Below are 25,649 nucleotides of genomic sequence, written 5' to 3' on the forward strand. Positions count from 1 at the left end.
GCCAGCGGTTCGTCCAGCAGCAGCAGGCGCGGCCTGGTGGCCAAGGCGATGGCCAGCTCCAGCGCGCGTTTCTCGCCATGCGACAGGCTGCCCGCGCGCAGGGCAGCGCGATGGGACAGGCCGACGCGGGCCAAGGCCTCGTCGGCCTGGGCGTTCAGGTCGGCATCATGCGCCACGGGGGCCAGAAAGCGAAAGCTGCTGCCCACGCGCGCCTGCACCGCCGTCGCCACATTCTCGCGCACGGTGAAGCCGGGCAGGATCGAGGTGATCTGAAAGCTGCGCGACATGCCGGCGCGCACGCGGGCGGGCATGGCGGTGCCGGTCATCTCGGCCCCGTCGAAGCGGATCGAGCCCGCATCCGGCGCCACCTGCCCCGACAGCTGCGCGATCAGCGTCGATTTCCCCGCCCCGTTCGGGCCGATGACGGCATGCAGCTCTCCCGCGCGGACCTCCAGGTCCAGATCGTCGGTGACCTTCAGCGCGCCATAGGCCTTGCGCAAGCCGCGCACGGAAAGAAGGCTCATTTGCCACGTCCCTTGAACAGCCCCGTCAGCCCGTCGCGGGAATAGAGCACCACGAGGATCAACAGCGCCCCGAAGATCAGCCGCCAGTGATCGGTAAAGAGCGCCAGCCATTCCTCCAGCAGCAGCGCCAGCGTCGCCCCGGCGATGGCGCCCAGCAGATTGCCGATGCCGCCCAGGACGACCATCACCACCAGCTCGCCCGAGCGGTGCCAGTTCATGTAGGAGGGCGAGACGAAGCTGGCCTGATTGGCCAGGATCACCCCCGCGATGGCCGTGATCGCACCCGAGATGACGAAGGCCGTCAGCTGGAACCGAAACGGCGTGAACCCCACCGCCTGCATCCGCAGCGGGTTTTCCCGCGCCCCCGTCAGCACCCGCCCGAAGCGCGAGCCGGTGATCGCCACGCAGAGCAGATAGAGCCCCACCAGCATCGCCAGCGCCGCGTAATAAAGCACCCGGTCGTCGTGCAGCCAGTCCTGCCCCAGCACCGTGGACCGCGCGGCCAGCGTCACCCCGTCATCGCCGCCATAGGCCGACAGCGAGACGAAGAAGAAATAGGCCATCTGCGCGAAGGCCAGCGTGATCATGATGAAATAGATGCCCCGCGTGCGCAGGCTGATCGCGCCCGTCACCAGCGCGAACAGCGCCCCCGCGACCACCGCCGCGCCCAGATGCGCGCCCAGATCGGTGATGCCCGCGCGCGACAGGATCGCTACCGCATAGGCGCCGATGCCCAGATAGGCCGCGTGGCCAAAGCTGACCATGCCGCCATAGCCCAGAATCAGGTCCAGCGCCAAGGCGGCCATGGCGAAGGCCAGGATCCGCGTCGCCACCACCACCAGATAGGGGTCCCCCGTCATCGCCGCGATCAGCGGCAGGGCCGCGAAACCGCCAAAGATCAGCCATGCCGCGACCCGGCGGCGCATCAGCCAGCGGGTCATGGGCGCGCTCCGAAGAGGCCCTGCGGCCGGGCGGCCAGGATCGCGGCCATCAGCACATAGACCAGCATCGGCGCCAGCACGCGCCCGGTCTGGGCGGCGGCGGACGGCTCCATCACCGCGCGCAGGATGATGGGCCCAAAGCTGCGGCCGAGCGTGTCCACGATGCCCACCAGCAGCGCGCCCGCAAAGGCGCCCTTGACCGATCCGATGCCGCCGATGACGATCACCACGAAGGCCAGGATCAGCACGCTTTCCCCCATGCCCGGATCGACCGACAGGATGGGTGCCACCATCGCCCCCGCGAACCCCGCCAGCATCGCACCAAAGGCGAAGATCACCGTGAAGAGCCGCCCGATATCGACGCCAAGCGCGCCCACCATCGCGCGGTTGCTGGCCCCCGCCCGCAGCTGCATGCCGATGCGGGTGCGCGTGATGACCAGCCACAGCCCCACCGCCACCGCCAGCCCCGCCGCGATCACCACCAGCCGGAACACCGGATAGCGCAGCGCACCAACCAGCGGCACCGAACCCGAGAGCGCATCGGGCGGCAGGACCGACAGCGGCGACTGGCCCCAGATGATCTTGACCAGCTCCGTCACCACCATGACCAGCCCGAAGGTCGCCAGCACCTGATCCAGATGCGGGCGGTCATAGAGGCGGCGAAAGATCAGCGCCTCCAGCACCAGCCCGATGGCCAGCGTCGCGGGCAGCGTCAGCGCCAGCGCCAGCCCGTAACTGCCGGTCAGTCCCGCGAACATCACCACCAGATAGGCGCCGACCATGTAGATCACGCCATGGGCCAGGTTGACGAAATCCATGATCCCGAAGACCAGGGTCAGCCCGGCGGCGATCAGGAACAAAAGGACCCCCAGCTGCACCCCGTTCAGCAGCTGCAGCAGGAACAGGCTGGTCATCGGCTCAGTTCATCTGGCAGTTGGCGGCGTAATTGTCCTGATAATCGTCAAAGATCTTCTCGACGATCGAGGTGGCGAAGCGGCCGTCCTCGCGCTGGACCACCTGGGTCAGGTAGAAATCCTGGATCGGGAAATGGTTGGGACCAAAGCTGAAATCGCCGCGGACCGAGGTGAAGGGCGCATCGCGCAGCGCCGCGATCATCGCGTCGCGATCGGTGCCGCCCGCCTGGCGCAGCGCACCGTCTATCAGGCGCGCCGCGTCATAGCCCTGCATGGCATAGACGCCGGGCACATGGCCGAAGCGCTCCTCATAGGCGGCGACGAAGGCGGCGTTTTCCGGCGTGTCCAGGTCCGGCGCCCAGTTCGAGCCGCCGAAGAAGCCCACCGCCGCCTCGGCCTGCGCGGGCAGGGTCGATTCGTCCACGGTGAAGGCCGACAGGAAGGGGATGCCCTCCAGCCCCGCCTGGCGATATTGGCGCACCAGGTTCACGCCCATGCCCCCCGGCATGAAGGCAAAAACCGCATCGGGCTGCATCGCGGCGATCTGAGCCAGCTCGGCGGAATAGTCCAGCTGCCCCATCTGGGTGAAGATCTCGCCCGCGACATTGCCCTGATAGCTGTGGCGGAACCCGGCCAGCGCGTCCTGGCCCGCCTGATAGTTCGGGGCCAGCAGAAAGACGTTCTGGAACCCCTGGGCCTGGGCATGGGCGCCCATCACCTCGTGCATCTGGTCGTTCTGATAAGATGTGGCGAAAAAGGCCGGGTTGCATTCCGCCCCCGCCAGGTTCGACGGCCCGGCATTGGGGCTGATCAGGATGGCGCCGCCCTGCGTCACCGGCTGGACGATCGCCCCCGCCACGTTCGAGAAGATCGGCCCGACCACGATATCGGCGCCGTTGCGCTCGACCATCTCGCGGGCCTTGTTGGCGGCGACGTCGGGCTTTTGCTCGTCATCCACGATCAGGATGCGGGTCGGCATGCCGCCCATCTCGCCGATCTCCTCGGCGGCCAGCAGAAAGCCGTCGCGCGCCATCTCGCCCAGCACGGCGCCGGGGCCGGACAGGGTCAGCAGGACGCCGATGGTCAGCGTGTCATCCTGCGCCAGCGCGGGGGCCGACAGGCAGGTCGAAGCGGCGAAGGCCGCGATCAGCGAACGGGTCCTGGACATGGTGCGATCTTTCCCTGTTGGCAGGGGCCGCGTTCATCGGGCCCCGGTTCTGATGCCTTGGCACCAGAACAGATCATCCGCACCCGACCTGTCAAGAAATTATTTCAGGCTTGAAATATCGCCCGCGGGCCCGTGCCTCAGAACCCGAAGGAGAAGCGGCGCGTGACGCCCAGCCGGACCGAGGATTGCGTCTCGTCCTGGACGACCGGCGAATCGGCGGCATCGCCCACCAGGCGGCCATAGCGGACCTCGCCCAGCAGGGACACGTTCTCGGACAGGGCATAGCGCGCCTGCAGCGTCAGGGCGGCCTCGTTGATGCCCGAACCCGCCTCATAGGGCGGCAGGCCGCTGGCGCGGCTTTCGGGGGCGGTCACGCCGAAATAGGTGTCGTTGAATTCGGCATTGCCATAGACGGCCTCGGCCACGGTCCAGAGCGTCACGCGGTCGCTGACATTGATGCGGTATTTCGCGCCGAAATTGCCGGTCACGCCCTCATGCCCGCCGAAACCGCGGCGGACCGAGCCATAGCCCGTCACCGGCCCCAACCCATAGCTGAGACGCAGCCCCAGTTCGACCGCGCCGTCGATGCCGTCGAGGCCGATCAGCTCGTCCCCGTCGGTGAAATCGCGCTTGCCCTTGGTGCCGACGGACGGCGAGATGCCCAGGCCCTGCTGGTCCACATTGCCCATCCCGGCCGTGCCGGACCCGGTGCCGCCGATGATGATCCAGGGGGTCACCCGGTCCGTGCCCGATCCCGGATAGGACGGGCCCAGTTCCGCCCCCAGCCCCAGGTCGAAGGCCAGCGATCGCGCGGGCGCGCCGAAATCCTGCGCCACGGCAAGGCCCGGCAGGGCAAGGGTCGCCACAAGGGCCAGGACAGTCTTCATCGCACGATTCCGAAGGGGGTGCTTTCCCCCATATAGTGCGCGCGAAAGGCGGCTCACAACCGGTTATGTCAAATGCCCGACAGGATGGGCATTTTCGTCACAGCCCCGTCAGACCTTTTCCGCCGCGTCCAGCTTTTCCAGCGCGGCCATCCACAATTCCTCGGCGAAGGCCAGGGCGCGCACGGCCTCGGCGCGTTTCTTGCCCCATTTCTCGGCCTCATAGGGATCGTTGTAGAGCGCGGGATCGGCCAGCTTGACGTCCAGCTTGCCCATCATCTCGGTCAGTTTCTGGACGCGTTCCTCGGATTTGCGGGCCTCGGCACGCAGGGCCAGAACCGCATCGCGCGAGGCGCGCTTGGGCGCCGCGGGCTTGGCGGGTTCGACGGGCTTTTCCGCCGGCGCGTCGCCCGACAGCAGGAACTTTCGGTAATCGTCCAGATCGCCCTCATAGGGCGCGACGGCACCCCCCTGGACCAGCCACAGCCGGTCCGCGACCAGCCCCAGCAGGTGCATGTCATGGCTGACCAGCACCACCGCGCCGGTATAGTCGTTCAATGCCTCGGACAGCGCCTCGCGGGATTCGATGTCCAGGTGGTTGGTCGGTTCGTCCAGCACCAGCAGATGCGGCGCGTCGATCGTGGCGATCAGCAGCGACAGCCGCGCCTTCTGGCCGCCCGACAGCTGGCGCACGGGCGTCTCGGCCTGGGCCTCCATCAGGCCGAACCCGGCCAGGCGGGCGCGCTGTTTGGCCTGCCCCTCGTTCGGGCGCAGGCTGCGGATGTGATCCAGCGGCGTCTCGTCCAGATGCAGCTCGTCCACCTGATGCTGGGCGAAATAGCCGACGCGCAGCTTGGAGGATCGCGTGATCTTGCCCTCCATCGTGGTCAGCCGTTCGGCCAGCAGCTTGGACAGGGTCGATTTCCCCTGGCCGTTCCGACCCAGCAGGGCGATGCGGTCGTCCTGGTCGATCCGCAGCGTCAGCTTGCGCAGCACCGCGCGATCGCCATAGCCGACCGCCACCCCCTCCAGCGAGACGATGGGCGGGGACAGCTCCTCGGGCTGGGGAAAGGTGAAGCGGTGGAACTTGGCCTCCTCGGGGGCGGTGATCGGCTCCATCTTGGCCAGCATCTTGACGCGGGCCTGGGCTTGGCGCGCCTTGGAGGCCTTGGCGCCGAAGCGGTCGACGAAGCTTTGCAGATGCGCGCGGCGGTCGGCCTGCTTCTTGGCCTCGGCGGCCTGCAGCGCGCGTTTCTCGGCGCGGATGCGGGTGAAGCTGTCATAGCCGCCGGTATAGAGCGTCAGCTTCTTGTCCTCGAGATGCAGGATATGGCCGACGGCGCGGTTCAACAGGCCCCGGTCATGGCTGATGATGATGACGGTGTGGGTATAGCGGGCCAGATAACCCTCCAGCCACAGCGCGCCCTCCAGGTCCAGATAGTTGGTCGGTTCGTCCAAGAGCAGCAGGTCGGGCTGTGCGAACAGCACCCCCGCCAGCGCCACCCGCATCCGCCAGCCGCCCGAGAAGTCGCCCGTGGGCCGGGCCTGATCGGCGGTCGAAAAGCCCAGCCCGTCCAGAATGGTGGCGGCGCGCGCCTCGGCTGACCAGGCGTCGATATCGGTCAGGCGGGTCTGGATCTCGGCGATGCGGTTGGGATCGGTGGCGGTCGCGGATTCCGCCATCAGGGCGGTGCGCTCGCGATCGGCATCCAGCACCGTGTCCAGGACCGAACGATCAGTCGCCGCGGATTCCTGCGCGACGCCGCCGATGCGGGCGCGCGACGGCAGGCTGATCGAGCCCCCGTCCAGCTGGGATTCCCCCTTGATCAGCCGGAACAGCGTCGTCTTGCCCGCCCCGTTGGGACCGACCAGACCCACCTTGTGGCCTTCGGGGATAGAGGCGCTGGCCCCTGCGAACAAGGGGCGGCCCTGGATGGAGTAACTGATGTCATCGATGCGCAGCATGGGGCGCGGCATGGCCCATCGGCGGCGGGGCGTCAATGGGTGGTTGCGTGCAGTTATGTTATACTGTTACATACACCCGCCATCGCAAGGAGCTTTCCATGACCGATCCCCGCCTTCCCGTCACCGTGCTCTCCGGCTTTCTGGGCGCGGGCAAGACGACGCTGCTGAACACGGTGCTGAACAACCGCGAGGGGTTGCGCGTCGCCGTCATCGTCAACGACATGTCCGAGGTGAACATCGACGCCGACCTGGTCCGGGCCGAGGGCGGCATGTCGCGCACCGACGAGACCCTGGTCGAGATGTCGAACGGCTGCATCTGCTGCACGCTGCGCGAGGACCTGCTGGCCGAGGTCCGCAAGCTGGCCGAGGCGGGGCGCTTCGACTATCTGCTGATCGAATCGACCGGCATCAGCGAGCCGCTGCCCGTCGCCACGACCTTCGAATTCACCGACGAAGCCGGGGTCAGCCTGTCCGATGTGGCACGGCTGGACACGATGGTGACGGTCGTGGATGCGGTGAACCTGCTGGGCGATTATTCCAGCCATGATTTCCTGGCCGACCGGGGCGAGGTGATGGGCGATGCCGACAACCGCACGCTGGTGGACCTGCTGACCGACCAGATCGAATTCGCGGATGTCGTCGTGCTGAACAAATGCACCGATGCCGGCCCCGACCGCGTCGATGCCGCGCAAAAGATCATCCGCGCGCTGAACGCCGATGCCCGCATCATCCGCACCGATCACGGCCGCGTGGCGCCGCGCGACATCCTGGATACCAGGCTGTTCGATTTCGACCGCGCCCATCAGCATCCGATGTGGGCGCGCGAGCTCTACGGTTTCGCCGACCACACCCCCGAGACCGAGGAATACGGCGTCACCAGCTTCGTCTATCGCGCCCGCCTGCCCTTCGAGCCGCGCAAGATCCACGAGGTCCTGAACGCCCCCCTGCCCGGCGTCATCCGCGCCAAGGGCCATTTCTGGATCGCCACGCGCCCCGATTGGGTGGCCGAGTTCTCGCTGGCGGGCGCTTTGTCCTCGGTCCGGCCCTTGGGGCAGTGGTGGGCATCCGTGCCGCGCGACCGCTGGCCCACCCATCCCGAGGGGCGCGCCTATCTGGACGCGCATTGGGCCGAGCCCTTCGGCGACCGCCGGCAGGAGCTGGTCTTCATCGGCACCGGCATGGACGAGGACCGCATCCGCGCCCGCCTGGACGCCTGCCTGCTGGGCGAGGAGCACGGCGCCGACCCCGCAGGCTGGCAGCGCCTGCCCGACCCCTTCCCCCGCTGGAGCCGCGCCGAGGCCGCCTGACCCCCCTTGCGCGCGGGGGCGGGCCTGTCATGGTGGCGCAAACGGAAAAAGGACTTGCCATGCTGCCCCCGCGTTCGGATTTCCCGCCCGGCTTCACCTTCGGCGCCGCCACATCGGCCTATCAGATCGAGGGCACGGCGGGGGCGGGCCTGTCCCATTGGGACACGTTCGCCGCGACCCCGGGCAACATCATGGATGACAGCGACAGCAGCCGCGCCTGCGATCACCTGACGCGCTGGCCGCAGGACCTGGACCTGGTGCGGGATGCGGGCTTCGGGGCCTATCGCTTCTCGACCTCCTGGGCGCGGGTGATGCCGGATGGGGTGACCGTGAACCCCGAAGGGCTGGATTTCTACGACAGGCTGGTGGACGGGATGCTGGAACGCGGCCTGCAGCCCTTTCTGACCTATCACCACTGGGACCTGCCCGCCGCGCTGTCGGCGCAGGGTGGCTGGCAGAACCGCGACGTGGCGCAGCGCTTTGCGGATCTGTGCCTGGCGGTCAACGCCCGCATCGGCGATCGCCTGGCCTCGGCCGCAAGCCTGAACGAGCCTTGGTGCATCGCCTGGCTGTCGCATTTCATCGGGGCCCACGCCCCCGGCCTGCGTGACATCCGCGCCGCCAGCCGCGCCATGCACCATGTCCTGCTGGCCCATGGCACCGCGATGCAGGCGTTGCGGGCGGATGGCGCGACGAACCTCGGCATCGTGCTGAACTTCGAGACCAGCCACCCCGCCGATGACACCCCCGAGGCCGCCCGCGCGGCCGCGACCCAGGACGCGATCTACAACCAGTGGTTCATCCGCGCGCTGATGGGCCAGGGCTATCCCGATGCCGCGCTGGAGGGCATCGGCCCGCACCTGCCCGACGGCTGGCAGGAGGACATGGCGCTGATCGCGCAGCCCCTGGACTGGCTGGGGGTGAACTACTATACGCGGCGTCTTTATACCGGCAGTGACGGCCTTTGGCCGAGCGCCAGCGAAGCCCCCGGCCCCTTGCCCAAGACGCAGATGGATTGGGAGATCCGCCCCGAGGGCCTGACCGAGTTCCTGACCCGGCTGAAGCGCGACCATACCGGCGACCTGCCCCTGTATGTGACCGAAAACGGCATGGCGCTGGAGGCAGGCGCGGACATCACCGACGATGCCCGCCGGGTGCAGTTCATCGCCGACCACCTGCGCGCGACCACGGCCGCGATCGACCAGGGGGTCGATGTGCGGGGCTTCTTCTACTGGTCGCTTCTGGACAATTACGAATGGGGCTGGGGATACGGGCCGCGCTTCGGGCTGGTCCATGTGGATTACGACACGATGACCCGCACGCCCAAGGCCAGCTGGCACGCCTTTCGCGCGATGCTGAGCTAGGCGGGGGCGCGGGCATCCTCCAGGATCATCGCGGCGGCCTTGTGGCCGATCATGGTGACCGGGGCATGGGTGTTGCCCGACACGATGGCGGGCATGACCCCCGCATCCGCGATCCGCAGCCCGGACAGCCCATGCACCCGCAGCCGCGCATCGACCACGGCCATCGGGTCCGCGCCCATCCGCGTGGTGCCCACCGGGTGAAAGATCGTCGTGCCCACATCGCCCGCCGCCCGCGCCAGATCGGCATCGCTCTGCAGATGCGCGCCGGGCTTGTGCTCCTCGGGGGCGAATGCGGCCATGCGGGCGGTCGCCATCAGGCGGCGCGCATGGCGCAGGCTGTCGATGGCCACCTGCCGGTCGCCCTCGGTCGTCAGGTATCGCGGCGCGATGGCGGGGGCCGCGCGCGGATCGGGCGCGGTGATATGCACCGAGCCCACGCTTTCCGGCCGCAGGTTGCAGACCGAGACCGTCAGCCCCGAGAAATCGTCCAGCGGGTCGCCGAACGCGCCCAGGGAGAGGGGCTGGACGTGATATTCTATATTCGCCGTCTCGAAGGCGTCGGAGGATTTCGCGAAGATCCCCAGCTGGCTGGGCGCCATCGCCATGGGCCCCGTCCGGCGCAGCGCATATTCCAGCGCGATCCCGGCCTTGCCCCACAGGCTGCGCGCACGGTCGTTCAGCGTCCGCGCCCCCGTGATGCGGAACACGGTGCGCAGCTGCAGATGGTCCTGCAGGTTCTCGCCCACGCCGGCCAGGGCATGGGCGGGGGCGATGCCCAAGGCCGCCAGACGCTCGGGCTGACCGATGCCCGACAGCTCCAGAAGCGCGGGGGAGTTGATCGCACCGGCGGCCAGGATCACCTCGCCCCGCGCGCGGGCGCGGCGGCGGATGCCGTGCTGCTCGAACAGGACGCCGGTGACGCGGCGGCCCTCCATCTCCAGGCGCAGGACCTGGGCATCGGTCTCGATCCGCAGGTTGGGGCGGCCTTTCGCGGGGTTCAGGAAGGCCTTCCTCGCATTCCAGCGGATGCCCTTGCGCTGCGTGACGGGGAAATAGCCCACGCCCTCATTGTCGCCGCGGTTGAAATCCGGGTTGGCGGGTAGGCCCAGCTCCTGCGCGGCCTCGGCCACGGCGTCCAGGATCGGCCAGCGCAGCCGCTGCTGTTCCACCCGCAGCTCGCCCTGATCGCCGTGGATGTCGCAGGCGGGCTCGTAATGCCGTTCGGTGGCGCGGAAATGCGGCAGCACGTCGGACCAGGACCAGCCGGGATTGCCCATCTGCCGCCAGCGGTCGTAATCGCCCGCCTGACCGCGCATGTAGATCATCCCGTTGATCGACGAACACCCGCCCAGCACCCGCCCGCGCGGATAGTTCAGCCGCCGCCCGTTCAGCCCCGGTTCGGGTTCGGTGCGATAGCACCAGTCCAGATCCGGATTGCCCATCGCATAAAGGTATCCCACCGGCACATGCACCCAGAACCGGTTGTCATGGCCCCCCGCCTCCAGCAGCAGCACCCGGTTGCGCGGGTCCGCCGACAGCCGGTTGGCCAGAACGCAGCCCCCCGACCCCGCCCCCACGATGATGTAGTCGTAATCCCCGAAATCCTGCATGATCCCCCCCGGCTCCGACCATCACGCTAGGGGCATGGCGGGACAGGGACAAGCCGTCGCGGTTGCGGGTGACGGCCGCAGAGGCTATGCCGGAACCCGCCCCTAACGGAGACACCCATGATCGTCATCGCCGCCATCATCATCGGAGCCGCCCTGGGCTGGCGCCGCGCCGCCAAGCTGGGCGGCAATCGGGCCGACCGGGTGCAATATGCGGTGGCCTTCGCCCTGGGCTTCGCGATGATCGGGGTCTTCGCCACCATCTTCGTGCATCGGATGGCGTGATGTTCCTGCCCTTCCTGGACAGCCTGCGCAGGCACGGGGTTCCGGTATCCCTGCGCGAATGGCTGGACCTGATGGAGGGGATGGGACGCGGCCTGGACGGGCTGACGGTCGAGGGATTCCACGCCCTGGCGCGGCTGATCCTGGTCAAGGACGAACGCCATATCGACCGCTTCGACCGCGCCTTCGCGGAGACCTTCGCCGGGGTCGACCGGATCCCGCTGGAGGCCTTGATCAACGAACGCACCCTGCCCCGCGACTGGCTGGAAAAGCTGGCCGAGCGCATTCTCAGCGACGAGGACAAGGCCCGGGTCCAAGGCACGGGCAGCTTCGAGGCGCTGATGGAACGTCTGCGCCAGCGGCTGGCCGAACAGCAGGGCCGCCATCAGGGCGGCAACAAATGGATCGGCACCGCGGGCACCTCGCCCTTCGGCGCCTATGGCTACAACCCCGAGGGCGTGCGGATCGGCCAGGACGCCAGCCGCCACCGCCGCGCCGTCAAGGTCTGGGACAGGCGCGAGTTCCGCGATTTCGACGACCGCGCGGAACTGGGCACCCGCAACATCAAGGTCGCGCTGAAACGCCTGCGCCAATGGGCCCGCCACGGCGCGGCGGACGAGCTGGACCTGCCCGGCACGATCCGCGCGACCGCCGATCACGGCTATATCGACGTGCAGACCCGGCCGGAACGGCGCAACGCGGTCAAGGTCCTGCTGTTTCTGGATGTGGGCGGCAGTATGGACGACCATATCCGCGTCGTGGACGAGCTGTTCAGCGCAGCGCGCGCCGAATTCAAGCACATGCAGCATTTCTATTTCCACAACTGCCTCTACGAAGGCCTGTGGACCGACAACCGCCGCCGCTGGACGGAACAGACCCCGACCTGGGACGTGCTGCGCCGCTATGGCCGCGACTATAAATGCATTGTGGTGGGCGACGCCTCGATGTCGCCCTATGAAATCGCGGTGCCGGGCGGGGCGAACGAACATTGGAACGAGGAGGCGGGCCGCGTCTGGCTGACCCGCCTGGCCGAGACCTGGCCCGATCATGTTTGGCTGAACCCCGTCCCCGAGGCGCATTGGGGATACACCCAATCCATCGGCATGGTGCGGCAGATCTTTCCGGACCGGATGATGCCCCTGACCTTGGACGGGCTGACCCGCGCCATGCGGACCCTGGGCTGACGGCGCGGCAAACTGGCTCTGGCACGGACGGGGCGCGGGGCCCATATTGGGGCCATGACCAAGTTCCTGCCGCTGATCCTGTTGGGCCTCTATCTTGCCGCGATGTGGTTTTTCTCCGCATGGCGCCTCAAGCAGGAGCTGAACGAGAAATCCACCCCCCTGCGCCACCCCCGCCTGACCCCGATGCTGGAGCGGTTGGGCCGCGCGATGGACCTGCCCCCGATCAAGGCCCATATCTATGAGGTCGAGCCGATCAACGGCCTGGCCGCCCCCGACGGGCGGATCTTCCTGACCCGCGGCTTTATCCGCAAGCTGGATGCCTGCGAGGTCACCCCTGAGGAGCTGGCCAGCGTCATCGCGCATGAGCTGGGCCATGTGTCATTGGGCCATTCGCGCCGGCGCATGGTCGATTTCGCGGGCCAGAACGCGATCCGCATGGCGCTGGCCGGGGTGCTGTCGCGCTTCATCCCCGGTTTCGGCGCGCTGATCGCCAATGCCATCGCCACCGCCGTCGCCGCCCGCCTCTCGCGCCAGGACGAATTCGAGGCCGACCGTTTCGCCACCGCGCTGATGATCAAGGCGGGCCTGGGCACCGAGCCGCAGAAATCACTGTTTCGCAAGCTGGACGCCCTGTCGGGGCGGATGGGCGCGGGGGCGCCCGCCTGGTTCCTGTCGCACCCGCCGACCGAAAAGCGCATCGCCGCCATCGAATCGCACGAGCTGCGCTGGCGCGGCTGACCGGCAAGCCCTTGCCCGGGCGGGATTTCCGCCTATTCTGGCGGCGGACAGCCAAGGGCCCCCATGAACCCTCCATTCCGCCGCCACGTCCTCTATCTGCCGGGCTTCGACCCGATCCCGCCGCGCCGCTATCGCGAGCTCTATCGCCGCGAGGCCGCCGATCAGGCCCGCATCTCGGGCCACCGCCTGCGCATCACCAAGGCCGAGGCGCAGGGCTTTGCCTGGGCCGTGCATGGCCTCGTCGAGGGGCAGGACACCCGCAGCGTGATCGAGGTCGCGCTGTGGTCCGACATCGTGCAGGCCTCGATGCGGCAGGGCATCATCGGCACCTTCGGCCAGCTGGTCCGCACCGCCTGGACCTATATCGCGACGGGCACGCTGGCGCGGCTGATGCGCCTGCGGCGCGGACCGGTGATCGCGGCGCTTTATCCCATCGCGGTGCTGCTGGCGCAGCTGGCGCTGGCGCTGCTGGCGGGGGCGCTGGCGGCATGGGCTGTCGCGGGTTTGGGCGGCGGCTGGCTGGGCCTGCCCGTGGCGCTGGCGGTCATCTGGGGGGTGCTGGTCCTGGGGCGGCGGCTGGACGGGCGGCTCTTCGCCTATTACCTGATGCATGATTACGCCTTCACCGCGCAGCATCGCGGCGCCTATCCCCCCGCGCTGGAGGATCGCCTGACCGCCTTCCGCGCCCGCCTGCAGGCGATCCTGGAGGAAGACCCGGACGAGGTCCTGGTCGTCGGCCATTCCTCGGGCGCCTATCTGGCGGTGTCGCTGCTGGCCGATCACCTGCGCGCGGGCGGGGCCGATCCGCGGCTGTCGCTGCTGACCTTGGGCCATGTGGTGCCGATGGCGTCCTTCCTGCCGGATGCCGGGCGGCTGCGCGATGATCTGGCCTTTCTGGGGCGGGCCGATCTGTTCTGGCTGGACCTGACCGCGCCGGGGGATGCCTGCTGCTTCGCGCTCTGCGATCCGGTCGCGGTCAGCGGGGCGGGTGGGACGGATCAGCGCTGGCCGCTGGTGATCTCGGCCGCCTATACGCAGACCCTGTCGCCGGAACGGCAGGCGGCGCTGAAGAACCGCTGGTTCCGGCTGCATTTCCAATACCTTTGCGCCTTCGACCGGCCGGGGGATTACGACTATTTCGCGATCACCGCCGGGCCTCGGACGCTGGCCGACCGGTTCGCGGGCAGGCGCCCTTCGCCGGGCCGCATCACCACCCCCGCGGGCGCCCGGTGACCCCCCGCCCCCAAGGCGCCCAAGGGCGCGGCACCGTCCGGTCGCTGATGCGCGGCTTTCGGCGCGACCTGCTCTCGGCCCTGACCGAGCGTCTCTATGATGCTTGGATGGCGGAATTCAAATCGCCCCTGATCCACAGCTTTTTCTGCAACGATCCCAATCTGTTGCGGGTCATTCTTCAGGAACGGCCCCAAGATTTTCCGAAATCCGCGCGGATGCGCGAGGGGCTGGCGCCGCTGCTGGGCAACGGTGTCTTCATCTCGGAGGGCGAGGATTGGGCCCGCCAGCGGCGCATCATCGACCCGGCCTTCGAAGGCGGGCGGCTGCGCCATTCCTATCCGGCGATCCTGCAGGCCGCCGAGGCCGCCGCCGGGCGGCTGGCCCCCGGCCCGGTCGATGTCGAACCCCATGCCGCCCATGCGGCGGCGGATGTGATCTTTCGCAGCCTCTTCTCGATCCCCGTGGATCAGGGCATCGCGGCCGAGGTCTTCGCCGCCTTCCGCCAGCATCAGGAGGCCCAGCCCTTGGTCAACCTGGCCGCGGTGCTGCCGTGGCCGCGCTGGCTGCCCCGGCCCCATTCGCGCCGCACCCGGACCACGGCGGCGCGCATCCGCGGCCTGATCGCCGCGCTGGTCGAGGATCGGCGCGCCCAGATCGCCGCTGGCCGCGCGCCGCAGGACCTGGCCACCAAGATCATGACCACCCCCGACCCGGTGACGGGCCGCTGCTTCACCCCGGCCGAGATGGTGGACCAGGTGGCCGTCCTGTTCCTGGCTGGGCACGAGACCAGCGCATCGGTCCTGGCCTGGGCGCTGTGGCTTCTGGCCGATCACCCCGAATGGCAGGACCGCGTGGCCGAGGAATCCGTGGGCCTGACCCCCGATTTCGCCTGCCTGTCGGGGATGACCGCCACGCGCGCGGTCTTTCGCGAGGCGCTGCGCCTCTATCCGGCGGTGGCGATGTTCGCGCGCGAGGCCGCGGGGCCGGAACGGTTCCGCGACCGCGACGTGCCGCGCGGGGCGCAGCTGACCGTGTCGCCATGGCATCTGCACCGGCATCGGCGGCTCTGGGACCGGCCCGACGTCTTCGATCCGGGCCGCTGGCAGACCGAGGCCGGCAAGGCCAGCGCGCGGCGCGCCTATCTGCCCTTTTCGGCGGGGCCACGCGCCTGTCCGGGCGCGGGGCTGGCCATGGTCGAAGGCGTGGTGATGCTGGCCGCGATCACCGGGCGCTGGCGGATGGAGGTGACGGCCGACCGCCCCATGCCGGTGGCGCGGCTGACCATCCGGGCGCGCGACGGGATCCGGCTGACCCTGACCCCGCGCTAGCGGAACAGGACCAGCGATCCGGGCGACCAGGCCAGACGGGTGCGGGTCCCGACCTCCTGCACGTCGCGGCCGAAGACGTTGCGCATCGAGATGCGCACCGGCCGGTCCACCCCGTCCAGCCGCAGGTCGTAATAGGTCATGTCGCCGTAATAGACGACCTCGTCGATGACGGCCTGGGTCTCGCGCGCCTGGCTCAGCGGCGCGCCGGGGGCCATCAGGGTCATGGTCTCGGGGCGAAAGCCGATCATCTCGCCCGTGTCATCGGGATCGGCGCGGCTGATCTGGGACGGGGGCAGCTCGACCTGGCCCAGGCCCGCGACCTCGACCGTGACGGTGCCGCCGATATCCGACAGGACCCGCGCGGGCAGAAAGTTCATCACCCCGATGAAATCCGCGACCCGCCGCGTGGCGGGCCGGGCATAGAGCGCCTCGGGGCCGTCCAGCTGGGCGATCTGGCCCTCGAACATGACGGCGATGCGGTCGGACATGACCAAGGCCTCCTCCTGGTCATGGGTGACCAGAACGAAGGTGATGCCCACCTGGCGCTGCAGCTTGATCAGCTCGACCTGCATCTGCTCGCGCATCTTGCGGTCCAGCGCCGACAGGGGCTCGTCCAGCAGCAGCACCTTGGGCTTCAGGATCAGCGCGCGGGCCAGCGCCACACGCTGCCGCTGGCCGCCCGACAGGGCATGGGCCGACCGGGCACCGTATCCCTTGAGCCCGACCATCGCCAGCGCCTCCTCGACCGCGGCGGCCTTTTCGGCCTTGGAGCGCGGGTCGCGGCGCAGCCCGAAGGCCACGTTTTCGGCAACCGTCAGATGCGGAAAGATCGCATAGGACTGGAAGACCATGTTGGTGGGCCGCTTGTTCGCGGGCACCTCCTCCATGCGCTTGCCGCCGATCAGGATCGCGCCCTCGCTGATATCCTCGAAGCCCGCGATGGTGCGCAGAAGCGTGGTCTTGCCGCAGCCCGACGGGCCCAGCAGGGAAAAGAACTCGCCCGCACGGATGGTCAGGTCGATGCCGCGCAGCGCGTGGTAATCGCCGTAATGCTTGTGCACGCCTTCGCACTGGATCATCGGTTTGTCGGTCACAGCAACCCTCCGGTGGGCTTGCCGCCGATGCGGGCATTGCCCCGGCGGCGGAAATATTCGCCAAGCGCCAGAAGCGCGATCGACAGGATCACCAGCACCGTCCCCAAGGCCATGATGACCGGGATGGCGCGCGGAAAGCGCAGCTGGCTGAAGATATAGGTGGGCAGCGTCGGCTCGTTCCCGGCCAGGAAGAAGGCGATGATGAATTCGTCCAGGCTGATGGTGAAGCTGATCAGCAGCGCGCTGATGATGCCCGGCAGGACCAAGGGCAGCGTGACCAGGCGAAAGGCACCCCATTTCGTCTCGCCCAGGTCATAGGCGGCCTCCTCCAGGCTGCGGTCCAGGCTGGAGAAGGCGGTCGTCAGCACCGCGATCGCATAGGGCATGCAGATCAGCGTATGCCCCGCGATGACGGTCAGCAGCGACAGCTGCACCCCCGCCCCCAGCAGCACCACCAAGAGCGACATGGCCACGATGATCTCGGGCAGGACCATGGGCAGCATGATGAAGCCCATCATCCCCCCCTTGCCCGGAAATCCGAACCGGGTCGAGGCGCGGGCGGCAAAGATCCCCAGGCAGGTCGCCAGGATCGAGGACGACACCGCGATGGTCAGCGAATTGGTCAGCGCGCGGCGCAGCGTCGCGTTGCCCCACATCTGCGAGAACCAGTCGGTCGTGAAGCCCTGCAGCGGAAAGGCGATGATCGTGCCGGAATTGAAGGCGAAGATCGGCAGCAGCACGATCGGCGCATAGAGAAACAGCAGATAGAAGATCGCATAGGCCTGCAGGCCCCGGCCTTGGCTGTTCATTGCCGCACCCTCAGGAAACGTCGGTTCAGGAACAGGAAGACCAGGCTGATCACCGCGACGATGGCCATGGTCGTGACCGCCAGCGCCGATCCCAGGGGGCGGTTGTCCAAGGCCAGCATCTGGACCTGGATCATGTTGGCGATCATCGGGATGCGGCCGCCGCCGATCACCTCGGGCGTCACATAGTCGCCGATGGTCGGGATGAAGACGATCAGCACCGCCGCGACCACGCCCGGCATGGCCAGGGGCAGCGTCACCCGCCAGAAGGTCATCAGCCGGCTTTCGCCCAGATCCCGCCCGGCCTCCAGCAGGGAGCGGTCGATCTTTTCCAGCGCGACAAAGATCGGCAGGATCGCGAAGGGCGCATAGGCATGGGCCAGCGTGATCACGATGGAATTGACGTTGTAGAGGATGAATGTCAGCGGCTCGTCGATGATCCCGAGGCCCGTCAGCGATGTGTTGACCACCCCGTTATAGCCCAGGATCACCTTCCACAGGAACACCCGGATCAGATAGCTGGTCCAGAAGGGAATGGTGATCAGGAACAGCCACAGCGCCTTGCGTTCGGGCCGGACATAGAAGCTGATGTAATAGGCGACCGGAAAGGCCGTCAGCACCGTCGCCGCCGTGACGATGGCCGCCACGACCAGCGACCGGATCATGACCGTGCGCACCACCGGGTCGGTGGCGACAAACGCATAGTTCTCCAGCGTGAATTCGCGGATGATCTCCAGATAGCCGTCGGTCAGGAAGCTGTAGGCCAGGATGGTCAGCAAGGGCAGCGCCAGGATCACCAGCGCATAGAGGAAGGGCGGCGCGATCAGCGACAGGCCCGCGCGGGCCTCTCTGTCCAGTGCGGGCTTCGCCATCCCCATCCCCTCGTTGCGGGCGGCCATCTGCGGGCCTTTGGGCAATTCCTTCCATAGCTGTCAGGCAAGGAAAAGGGTTTTCTGCGCCTCAGCGCCACCAACGCCCGGTCAGGGCCAGCCGCGCCAGCGATGCGCGCCGCTGAAAGGGGGTGATCGCGGGCACCTCCTCGAAGGGGTCGAGGCGGCCTGCCATGATCTCGGACAGCAGGCGGGGCACGCGGGGGCCGGGATGCAGGGCGGCGGCCATGCGCCGCGGCACCTTGCGATGCAGACGTGCCGCCAGCCGCAGACCCTCGCGCGCCTCGGCGGCCAGGGTCCGGGCATCCTCGGGGCGGGCGGGATGCAGACCCAGCCCCAATGCCTGCAATTGCGGCAGCGCGCGCAGCCAGGCGGCCAGCCCGATGCCGCGCGCCTGGCGGGCGACGATCTCGCGCAGCCCCTCGGTCGCGCCGCAGCGCCGCGCCGCCGCCCAGACCAGCACCCCCGCCGTCGCGTCGACATAGTCGATCACCGCGGCGGGCCCGTCAAAGGGCACGCGCTCGCAATCGCGCCGCCGCGCCTCGGCCAAGGGCACCAGCGCCCCCGCCTCGGCCCCCCAGGCATCCCAGAGCGGCGTCAGCACGTCATGCAGCGGCGGCGCGGTGCCGCAGCCCATCTCCTCCAGCCGGTCGATCCACCATTGCAGGCGCATTTCGGCCAGCATCGGCTCGGCCGACTGAAAGGGCGCCCGCGCGATCTCCAGGTTCAGCGCATAGAGCGTGACCAGCGCCGCACGGTCCTGCGCCTGCGCGACCAGGACCGCCCCGAAGCGGTCAGGGTCCTGCTGGCGCAGCATCTCGGTGCAGGCCTCCAGCGTCATGCGCCATGCGCCTCGGCCAGGCGGGCCAAGGCCTCGGCATCAAATCCCGGGGACAGCGACCATTCGGCCCCCTGCGCCGTGTCCTTGACCGCGACCCCCGCCGCCGCGAACCCGTCGCGGATCGCATCCGCCGCGGCAAAGTCGCGGGCCTTGCGCGCGGCCATCCGCGCCTCCAGCAGCGCCTCGATCCGCGCCGCGACCCCGTCCCCGGCGCGGGCCCAATCGCCCATCCCCGGCAGCAGCAGCCCCAGCATCCGGGCCGAGGCCAGCAGCCCCGCCCCATCCCCCTTGGCCGCCAGATCATGCAGCGCCGCGATCGCGCCCGCGGCGTTGAGGTCGTCGGCCAGCGCGGCGATGACGGCGGGCGCCGGGATCGGCGCGGGCTCGATGCCCGCGACGATCCCGTGCCACCGCCGAAGCACCGCTTCGGCATCGTGCGCCTTGGCCTCGGTCCAGTCCATCGGCTTGCGGTAATGCGTCGACAGCATCACGAAGCGGATCACCTCGCCCGGCACGCCCCGGTCCAGCAGGTCGCGCACGGTGAAGAAATTGCCCAAGGACTTGGACATCTTGCGCCCCTCGACCTGCAGCATCTCGTTATGCAGCCAGACATTGGCGAAGCCCGCGCCGGGATGGGCGCAGCAGCTCTGGGCGATCTCGTTCTCGTGATGGGGAAACTGCAGGTCCATCCCGCCGCCATGGATGTCGAAATGCGGCCCCAGCAGCGCCGCCGACATGGCCGAGCATTCGATATGCCAGCCCGGCCGCCCCCGGCCCCAGGGACTGTCCCAGCCCGGCAGGTCATCGCTCGACGGCTTCCACAGCACGAAATCCATGGGATCGCGCTTGAAGGGTGCGACCTCGACCCGCGCGCCCGCGATCATGTCATCGACCGACCGCCCCGACAGCTTGCCGTAATCGGGGAATGACCGCACGTCGAACAGCACATGGCCCTCGGCCGCATAGGCGTGGCCCTTGGCGATCAGGTCGGCTGTCATCGCGACCATCTGCCCGACATAGGCGGTGGCGCGCGGCTCGTGATCGGGGCGGGCCGCGCCCAGGGCGTCCATGTCGGCGTGATACCAGCCGATCGTCTCCTCGGTGCGCTCTGCGATCAGCGCCTCCAGCGACAGGGGCGATCCGGCCTCGCGGCGGCGCTGCGCCTCGGCGTTGATCTTGTCGTCCACGTCGGTGAAATTGCGCACATAGGTGACCGCGCCCTCGCCATAGACATGCCGCAGCAGCCGCACCAGCAGGTCGAAGACCAGCACGGGCCGCGCATTGCCCAGATGCGCCCGGTCATAGACCGTCGGACCGCAGAGATAGAGCCGCAGGTTCGCGGGGTCGATCGGCACCAGGACCTCCTTGGTCCGGGTGCGGGTATTGGTCAGCCTGATCTGCGTCATCGAAAGGCCCCTCTGCAGCGTGGCTGCGGACTTAGCGCATCGCGCCCAGGCTTTCCACCCAGGCAATCTGGCGCGGCAGCGAATGGCGCCGCAGGTCGTAATCCGCGGTGATGGTGGCCCGCGCCGCGGCCCGGATGGCATCGGCCTGCGGATCGCCCGCCAGCCCCCGCACCAAGGCCCCCGACAGGGCCGCCACGTCGAAGAACGGCACCAGCCGCCCGTTCACGCCGTCGGTGATCAGCTCGCGCACCGGCTCGGTGTCAGACCCGACCACATAGGCCCCCGCCGACAACGCCTCGGTCAGCGACCAGGACAGCACGAAGAGATAGGTCAGATAGCAATGCACCCGCGCCACCCGGATCAGCGACAGGTAATCCGCATAGGGCAGCCGCCCCAGGAAATGCACCCGGCCCAGATCCAGGCGCCCGCCCAGCTCGGCCAGCATCTTTTCCTTCCAGCTGCCCGCGTCGCGGGGCTTGGCGCCATAGCTGGTGCCCTCGGCCCCCACGATCACGACCTGCGCGCCGGGCCGCGCCTTCAGCACCTCGGGCAGCGCGCGCATGAAGACGTGAAAGCCGCGATAGGGCTCCAGCGAGCGCGAGACGAAGGACAGGACCTCATCCCCCGCCCGCAGCACGCGCCCGTCGGGCAGGGTCAGCGCGGCCCCGGGATCGGGGGCGACCGCCTCGGTGTCGATGCCGTCATGGATGACGGTGATCTTCTCGCGCAGGCCGGGGGGAAAGCTGTCGGCCTGATAGCGGGTCGGCGCGATGGCCGCATCCGCCTGGACCAGCGCCTGGATCAGATGCGCGGACCGGGCGACGGTCATGATGCGCGTCTCGTCGCGGTCGGGCGCGATCTCGGCGTCGAAGCCCACGTCATGGCCGCGGGTGCGGTACATCAGCTCGGCATAGACCAGCAGGCGGGCCTTGGGCCAGATCTCGCGCAGGAACAGCGTCTCGCCCCAGCCCGGATGGCCGATGATGACATCGGGGTGGAAATCATGCCGGTCGCGCAGCGCCCGCGCGCCCCGCGCGGCCAGCAGGCCCCGCTCGGCATGTTCGGAATAGCTGCGACCCAGGGGGCTGTCGGTCTTGACCGGATCGGGCGCCTTGTAGCGCAGCGTGCGGACCGGGCTGGCGCGCTGGTTCTTCTCGTCGGTCAGCGCCAGCACCTCATGGCCGCGGGCGGCCAGGGCGGGGGCCAGATGCGGGAACTGGCCGGGAAAGTTCTGGTGGATGAACAGGATCTTTATTCATGTATCGGAAATGCGGCGCGCAGCAGGGCGCGCGTGTAGTCCTGTTGCGGCGCATCGAAGATCTGCGCCACGCTGCCCTGTTCCACGACCTCGCCCGCGCGCATGACCATGATGTGATGCGACATGGCGCGCACCACGCGCAGATCGTGGCTGATGAACAGATAGGCCAGCCCGTGGCGGTCCTGCAGGTCGCGCAGCAGATCGACGATCTGGACCTGGACGGTCATGTCCAGCGCGCTGGTCGGCTCGTCTAGGACGACGACCTTGGGGCGCAGGATCATCGCGCGGGCGATGGCGATGCGCTGGCGCTGGCCGCCGCTGAATTCATGCGGATAGCGGTGCATGGCGGCGGGGTCGAGGCCCACCTCGGCCATGATCCCGGCCACCATGCGGCGCGGGTCGCGGCCCTTGGGCGCGCCATGCACGCCCAGCCCCTCGGCGATGATCTGTTCGACGGTCATGCGCGGCGACAGGCTGCCATAGGGGTCCTGGAACACGATCTGCATGTCGCGGCGCAGGCGCCGCAGGCGCGCGCCCGCCCAGCCCTGGATGTCCTGGCCCATGAAAAGGATCGGCCCGCGGCTTTCGATCAGGCGCATGATGCCCAAGGCCAGGGTGGTCTTGCCGCTGCCGGATTCGCCGACGATGCCCAAGGTCTCGCCCGCGCGCAGCGACAGGGTGGCGCCGTCGACGGCCTTGATGTGACCCACCGTGCGGCGCAGCAGCCCGCGCTTGATCGGAAACCAGACCTTCAGGTCGCGCGTCTCGACCAGGACCGGGGCGTCGGGGGGAGACGGGGCGGGCCTGGCCCTGCGGCTCGGCCCCCAGCAGCTTGCGGGTATAGGGGTGGCGGGGGTCGGAGAAGATCCGCTCGACCGGGCCCTGTTCGACGATCTCGCCGTCCTTCATCACGCAGACCCGGTCGGCGATGCGGCGCACGATGCCCAGGTCATGGCTGATGAACAGCATGGACAGACCTTCGGCGGCCTTCAGTTCCGCCAGCAGGTCCAGGATCTGGGCCTGGATGGTCACGTCCAGCGCGGTGGTGGGCTCATCCGCGATCAGCAGGTCCGGCCCGTTGGCCAGGGCCATGGCGATCATCACCCGCTGGCGCTGGCCGCCCGACAGCTGGTGGGGGTAGTCGGCCAGCCGCGTCTCGGGGTCGCGGATGCCGACGCGGGTCAGCAGCTCGATGATGCGCGCCCGTGCCGGGGCGCCCGACAGGCCCTGATGCAGCACCAGGCTTTCGGACAGCTGCTTTTCCAGCGTGTGCAGCGGGTTCAGCGAGGTCATCGGCTCCTGAAAGATGAAGCTGATGTCATTGCCGCGGATCTGGCGCAGAGTCTTGTCTGGCGCCCCGACCAGTTCCTGCCCCGCATAGCGGACCGAACCCTCGACCACGGCCGATCCGGCCAGCAGCTGGACCGTCGAGAGAGCCGTGACCGATTTGCCGGACCCGGATTCGCCGACGATGGCCAAGGTCTCGCCCTTGGCGATGTGAAAGCTGACGCCCTTGACGGCGGGGGTGGTGCGGCCCTCGGACCGGAACCCGATGCGCAGGTCCTGCACCGCCAGGATCGCATCCGAGGGGGCGGCCGGCACGGGATGCGCCTCGGGGACGCCGGGCATGGACGCGCCATGGCCCTCGGCCACGGCGGCGGGGGCGCCGGGGGCGGGTCGGATGGGCAGATCGCTCATCGGAAGGTCTTTCGCGGGTCGAAGGCGTCGCGGATGCCCTCGAAGATGAACACCAGAAGCGACAGCATGATCGCGAAGGTGAAGAACGAGGTGAAGGCCAGCCACGGCGCCTGCAGGTTCTGTTTCGCCTGCAGCGCCATTTCCCCAAGCGAGGCCGATCCGGCGGGCAGGCCATAGCCCAGGTAGTCCAGCGCGGCCAGCCCGCTGATCGTGCCGGTGACCACGAAGGGCAGCATGGTCAGCGTGGCCACCATCGCATTGGGCAGGATGTGGCGGAACATGATCTTGCGGTCGCTGACGCCCAAGGCACGGGCGGCGCGGACATATTCGAAATTGCGCGCCCGCAGGAACTCTGCCCGGACCACGCCCACCAGCGCGGGCCAGCCGAACAGGATCGTGACGAAGACCAGCAGCCAGAAGCTGCGCCCCAGGATCGCGAACAGGATGATGATGACGTAGAGACCGGGGGTCGAGGCCCATATCTCCAGCACCCGCTGGAACACCAGGTCGGTGCGCCCGCCGAAATAGCCTTGGATGGCGCCCGCCGCGATGCCGATGGTCGATGCGATCACCGTCACGATCAGCGTGAACAGGATCGAGGTGCGGAAGCCATAGATCACCCGCGCCAGCACGTCGCGCGCCGTATCATCGGTGCCCAGCAAATGATTGCCGTCCGGCGCGGAGGGCGCGGTGCCCACATTGTTGATCGTGCGGTAGTGATAGGGGATCGGCGGCCAGATCATCCAGCCCTGCTCCGCCTGCGGCACGTCGGTCAGACCAGCGCGCACATCCTCCATGAAGCCCTCGGGGTCGTCCCAGCAGTCCTCGCGCCCGCCCGAGACGATCAGGCATTGCACCTCGGCCTCGCGATAGACGGCCTCGGTGCCGAAATCGCCGCCGAAGGCGGTCTCCGGATAGAAGTTGTAGGCGGGCCAATAGAGATCGCCCTGAAACCGCACCACGATGGGTTTGTCATTGGCCACGATCTCGGCCAGCATCGCGGTCACGAACAGGACAGCAAAGATCACCAGCGACCAGAAGGCGCGGCCATTGCGGCGAAAATTGCGCCAGCGGCGGCGGTTCAGCTCGGACATGGCCATCAGCCCGCCCTCTTTTCGAAGTCGATGCGCGGATCGACGAAGACATACATCAGGTCCGACAGGATCCCCACCACCAGGCTGAGCAGCCCGAAAACATAGAGCGTGCCGAAGATCACCGGATAGTCACGCTGGACCGCCGCCTCGAAGCCAAGGCGCCCCAGCCCGTCCAGCGAAAAGATCGTCTCGATCAGGATGGACGCGCCGAAGAACACGCCCAGGAACATCGCCGGAAAGCCCGCGATCACGATCAGCATGGCGTTGCGGAAGACATGGCCGTAAAGCACCCGCCGTTCCGCCAGGCCCTTGGCACGGGCGGTGATGACATATTGCTTGTTGATCTCGTCCAGAAAGCTGTTCTTGGTCAGCAGGGTCAGGGTCGCAAAGCTGCTGATCGTCATGGCCAGCACCGGCAGGGTGGCGTGCCAGGCATAGTCCTTGATCTTGCCCCACAGCGACAGATCCGCGAAATTGTCGCTGGTCAGCCCGCGCAGGGGGAATATCTGCCAATAGCTGCCGCCCGCGAACAGCACCATCAGCATGACCGCGAACAGGAAGGCCGGGATCGCATAGGCCATGATGATCACGCCCGAGGTCCAGGTGTCGAAGCGCGACCCGTCCCGCACCGCCTTGCGGATGCCCAGGGGGATCGAGATGATATAGGCGATCACCGTCGACCACAGCCCGAGCGTGATCGAGACGGGCATCTTTTCCAGCACCAGGTCCACGACGCTGATCGAGCGGAACCAGGATGTCCCGAAATCGAAGGTCAGGTAATTCCACAGCATCACGAAGAACCGCTCGACCGGGGGGCGGTCAAAGCCGAATTCGCGTTCCAGCTGGGCGATGAATTCCGGCGGCAGGCCGCGCGCGCCCTCGTATCCGGTGGGGGCGGACTGGCCCGCCTCGGCCCCGCCGCCCGAGATATTGCGGAACACGTCGCCCTCGCCCTGGATCTGGGCGGCGATCTGTTCGATCGGCCCGCCGGGGACGAATTGGGTCAGCGTGAAATTGACCAGCATGATCCCGAACAATGTCGGGATGATCAGCAGCAAACGCCGCAGAATATAGGCGCCCATCAGCCCCTGCCCTTCCCTGGTCTTCCGCCCCTTTGCGGGGC

21 protein-coding genes and 2 pseudogenes are annotated in these 25,649 nt (G+C 68.4%); 7 read left to right on the forward strand and 16 right to left on the reverse strand.

Features of this window, described 5'->3' with window-relative positions; all coding sequences use genetic code 11:
* Positions 1-11: 11 nt before the first annotated feature.
* The 6 genes and pseudogenes from JHW48_RS18680 to JHW48_RS10465 form a co-directional block, all read right to left on the reverse strand.
* Positions 12-455: pseudogene (locus JHW48_RS18680) on the reverse strand (ATP-binding cassette domain-containing protein); the annotation flags it as partial.
* Positions 456-520: 65 nt separating this feature from the next.
* Entirely contained in the window at positions 521-1,465 is a 945-nt protein-coding gene (locus tag JHW48_RS10445; RefSeq protein WP_119885408.1) for a branched-chain amino acid ABC transporter permease, read from the reverse strand.
* Positions 1,462-2,379 (reverse strand): branched-chain amino acid ABC transporter permease, encoded by a 918-nt coding sequence (locus tag JHW48_RS10450; RefSeq protein WP_119885407.1) that lies wholly within the window; start codon positions 2,377-2,379, stop codon positions 1,462-1,464. The genes JHW48_RS10445 and JHW48_RS10450 overlap by 4 nt, the downstream gene beginning before the upstream one ends.
* A 4-nt stretch (positions 2,380-2,383) precedes the next feature.
* Positions 2,384-3,547 (reverse strand): ABC transporter substrate-binding protein, encoded by a 1,164-nt coding sequence (locus tag JHW48_RS10455; protein ID WP_119885406.1) that lies wholly within the window; start codon positions 3,545-3,547, stop codon positions 2,384-2,386.
* A gap of 137 nt (positions 3,548-3,684) precedes the next feature.
* Positions 3,685-4,434, reverse strand: a complete 750-nt coding sequence (locus JHW48_RS10460) for a MipA/OmpV family protein (protein ID WP_119885405.1) — start codon at positions 4,432-4,434, stop codon at positions 3,685-3,687.
* Positions 4,435-4,542: 108 nt separating this feature from the next.
* A complete protein-coding gene (locus JHW48_RS10465; protein ID WP_119885404.1) occupies positions 4,543-6,396 on the reverse strand; it encodes an ABC-F family ATP-binding cassette domain-containing protein in 1,854 nt (617 codons plus the stop codon).
* A 98-nt stretch (positions 6,397-6,494) separates the two neighbouring features.
* On the opposite strand from JHW48_RS10465, the gene JHW48_RS10470 reads away from it, so the two are divergent.
* Positions 6,495-7,703 carry a GTP-binding protein gene (locus tag JHW48_RS10470; protein ID WP_119885403.1) on the forward strand — a complete coding sequence of 403 codons (1,209 nt, stop codon included), beginning with the start codon at positions 6,495-6,497 and terminating at the stop codon, positions 7,701-7,703.
* Between the two features lie 59 nt (positions 7,704-7,762).
* Positions 7,763-9,067, forward strand: a complete 1,305-nt coding sequence (locus JHW48_RS10475) for a GH1 family beta-glucosidase (protein ID WP_119885402.1) — start codon at positions 7,763-7,765, stop codon at positions 9,065-9,067.
* On the opposite strand, the gene JHW48_RS10480 is transcribed toward JHW48_RS10475, so the two are convergent.
* Positions 9,064-10,677 (reverse strand): GMC family oxidoreductase, encoded by a 1,614-nt coding sequence (locus JHW48_RS10480; RefSeq protein ID WP_272835595.1) that lies wholly within the window; start codon positions 10,675-10,677, stop codon positions 9,064-9,066. The two genes, JHW48_RS10475 and JHW48_RS10480, sit on opposite strands and share 4 nt — an antisense overlap.
* Positions 10,678-10,794: 117 nt before the next feature.
* Here JHW48_RS10480 and JHW48_RS10485 point away from each other — a divergent pair, with 117 nt between their 5' ends.
* From JHW48_RS10485 to JHW48_RS10505, 5 genes are all read left to right on the forward strand, one after another.
* Entirely contained in the window at positions 10,795-10,959 is a 165-nt protein-coding gene (locus tag JHW48_RS10485) for a hypothetical protein (protein ID WP_170152341.1), read from the forward strand.
* Positions 10,959-12,140 (forward strand): vWA domain-containing protein, encoded by a 1,182-nt coding sequence (locus tag JHW48_RS10490; RefSeq protein ID WP_119887291.1) that lies wholly within the window; start codon positions 10,959-10,961, stop codon positions 12,138-12,140. The genes JHW48_RS10485 and JHW48_RS10490 overlap by 1 nt, the downstream gene beginning before the upstream one ends.
* 54 nt (positions 12,141-12,194) lie before the next feature.
* Positions 12,195-12,878 carry a M48 family metallopeptidase gene (locus tag JHW48_RS10495; RefSeq protein WP_119887292.1) on the forward strand — a complete coding sequence of 228 codons (684 nt, stop codon included), beginning with the start codon at positions 12,195-12,197 and terminating at the stop codon, positions 12,876-12,878.
* Positions 12,879-12,941: 63 nt separating this feature from the next.
* Positions 12,942-14,111: an alpha/beta hydrolase family protein gene (locus JHW48_RS10500; RefSeq protein WP_119887293.1), complete on the forward strand. Its 1,170-nt coding sequence runs from the start codon at positions 12,942-12,944 to the stop codon at positions 14,109-14,111.
* Entirely contained in the window at positions 14,108-15,439 is a 1,332-nt protein-coding gene (locus JHW48_RS10505; protein WP_419182383.1) for a cytochrome P450, read from the forward strand. The genes JHW48_RS10500 and JHW48_RS10505 overlap by 4 nt, the downstream gene beginning before the upstream one ends.
* Here JHW48_RS10505 and JHW48_RS10510 read toward each other — a convergent pair.
* From JHW48_RS10510 to JHW48_RS10550, 9 genes and pseudogenes are all read right to left on the reverse strand, one after another.
* Entirely contained in the window at positions 15,436-16,518 is a 1,083-nt protein-coding gene (locus JHW48_RS10510) for an ABC transporter ATP-binding protein (RefSeq protein WP_119887299.1), read from the reverse strand. The genes JHW48_RS10505 and JHW48_RS10510 overlap by 4 nt on opposite strands.
* Positions 16,519-16,529: 11 nt before the next feature.
* Positions 16,530-17,342, reverse strand: a complete 813-nt coding sequence (locus JHW48_RS10515; protein ID WP_119887295.1) for an ABC transporter permease — start codon at positions 17,340-17,342, stop codon at positions 16,530-16,532.
* Positions 17,339-18,211 carry an ABC transporter permease gene (locus tag JHW48_RS10520; protein ID WP_119887300.1) on the reverse strand — a complete coding sequence of 291 codons (873 nt, stop codon included), beginning with the start codon at positions 18,209-18,211 and terminating at the stop codon, positions 17,339-17,341. Before JHW48_RS10520 ends, JHW48_RS10515 begins: the two co-directional genes overlap by 4 nt.
* 88 nt (positions 18,212-18,299) lie before the next feature.
* A complete protein-coding gene (locus JHW48_RS10525) occupies positions 18,300-19,070 on the reverse strand; it encodes a squalene/phytoene synthase family protein (protein WP_119887296.1) in 771 nt (256 codons plus the stop codon).
* Entirely contained in the window at positions 19,067-20,476 is a 1,410-nt protein-coding gene (cysS, locus tag JHW48_RS10530; protein WP_119887297.1) for a cysteine--tRNA ligase, read from the reverse strand. The genes JHW48_RS10525 and cysS overlap by 4 nt, the downstream gene beginning before the upstream one ends.
* Positions 20,477-20,507: 31 nt before the next feature.
* Entirely contained in the window at positions 20,508-21,731 is a 1,224-nt protein-coding gene (locus JHW48_RS10535; protein ID WP_119887298.1) for a glycosyltransferase, read from the reverse strand.
* Positions 21,728-23,363: pseudogene (locus JHW48_RS10540) on the reverse strand (ABC transporter ATP-binding protein). Before JHW48_RS10540 ends, JHW48_RS10535 begins: the two are co-directional and overlap by 4 nt.
* A 65-nt stretch (positions 23,364-23,428) precedes the next feature.
* Positions 23,429-24,532, reverse strand: a complete 1,104-nt coding sequence (locus tag JHW48_RS10545; protein WP_119887592.1) for an ABC transporter permease — start codon at positions 24,530-24,532, stop codon at positions 23,429-23,431.
* Positions 24,532-25,608 carry a microcin C ABC transporter permease YejB gene (locus JHW48_RS10550; protein ID WP_119887591.1) on the reverse strand — a complete coding sequence of 359 codons (1,077 nt, stop codon included), beginning with the start codon at positions 25,606-25,608 and terminating at the stop codon, positions 24,532-24,534. The genes JHW48_RS10545 and JHW48_RS10550 overlap by 1 nt, the downstream gene beginning before the upstream one ends.
* Between the last annotated feature and the right edge of the window lie 41 nt (positions 25,609-25,649).

Source organism: Paracoccus aestuarii, from assembly GCF_028553885.1.
GTDB classification, from domain to species: Bacteria; Pseudomonadota; Alphaproteobacteria; order Rhodobacterales; family Rhodobacteraceae; genus Paracoccus; species Paracoccus aestuarii.